This is a genomic window from Micromonospora sp. DSM 43699, from assembly GCF_055517075.1.
Genome location: NZ_JBTMMT010000151.1, coordinates 1 through 1169, shown reverse-complemented (window position 1 = coordinate 1169; position 1169 = coordinate 1). Strand labels below are relative to the sequence as shown.

At 70.3% G+C, this 1169-nt stretch carries 1 protein-coding gene; it reads right to left on the bottom strand.

Annotated features, from left to right (window positions below; translation table 11 throughout):
* Nucleotides 1-44 precede the first annotated feature (44 nt).
* On the bottom strand, nt 45-995 hold the full coding sequence (locus AC0AIB_RS30980) for a type IV toxin-antitoxin system AbiEi family antitoxin domain-containing protein (RefSeq protein WP_328341431.1): 951 nt from the start codon (nt 993-995) through the stop codon (nt 45-47).
* Nucleotides 996-1169 lie beyond the last annotated feature (174 nt).

Here is a 1169-nt window from a genome sequence, read left to right as displayed (position 1 = left end):
GGGGTGGAGGGGGGCGGGTGGGGTGACTACGGGGGGAGGGCTAGTTAGTGCGGGGTTCTTCTGGAGTGGGGCGGGTTGCGGGGGGCGGACATGGCTTGGCGGACGGTCTGGGGGATGTAGTCGGGACGCAGAGCGTCGGACCAGGTGAACCGGAGGATTCGCCAGCCCGCGTTGACCAGGCGGTTCTGCCGGCGACGGTCGGCGAAGAGTGCCTCCGGCGTACCGTGGGGGCCCATTCCGTCGGCCTCGGCGATCAGCCGGGCGGCACGCCAACCCAGGTCACCGATGCCGAGCAGATGGCCGTCCTCGTCGCGGACCTCCTGCTGCAGTACGTCGGGCGGGACACCGCCGTCGACACACCGCAGTCGTGCCCAGGTCTCCAGGGGGGACTGGGCCCGCCCGTCCACCTCGCCGAGATGACTCCTGGCCGCCGGGGCACCCCGTCGGCCCCGGACCAGCACCGGTGCGGTCGCGAGGTCCTCCGGGGTGACGAGCCCGCGGTTCAACGCCGAGTCGAGCACCGACACGGCAGGGTACCGGTCCAGTCGGAGAATCACATCCGTCACCGTCCGCAACGGTGATGTCGTGGGGATGCCGGACACCTCGACGATGTCATCGGGGCGCACGGTCAGTTGGTGGACCACGAGTGAGGGATCGGTGGGCCGCTGCGGCCGGGGGCGGTCCACAGGCACCGAGACGTGGACGGCGGAGTTCCGGCGCGGTACGGCGATGCCGTGCAGCTCCAGCGCGCTGTCGAGGACCGCAAAGGCTCCCGGACCGAGGCTGACCACCGCCGCCCGGATGCGGGTCCGGCCGGTGACCGCATCGGGTGGCTGCCCGCCCGGCGCGAAGCAACCACGGGACAGCCGCCTCCACCGGCCCGAGCGGCAGAGCTGTCTGATGTGGTCACGGGTCAGACCGGCCGCGAGGGCCTGCGACGTGGTCACCATCCCGTCCTGCCCCAGGGCGACCCGATGGATGAGTTCAAGCGGCATCACCGCCCCACCCTGACCCGCCACCCACAGCAACTTCGACCCCTGTGGAAAACCCTGTGGATAACTTTCGCGACTCAGCTGGTGATCAAGAGTTTTACGTCAAGAACGACCACTCTCGTGACGCAAACCTCTTGATCACCGGGGCGAGACGGGGCGAGACGGGGCGGGCGGGGG

Coding starts and splice junctions, on each gene's coding strand:
- AC0AIB_RS30980 (WP_328341431.1), bottom strand. CDS start 995: ATGCCGCTTGAACTCATCCATCGGGTCGCCCTGGGGCAGGACGGGATG.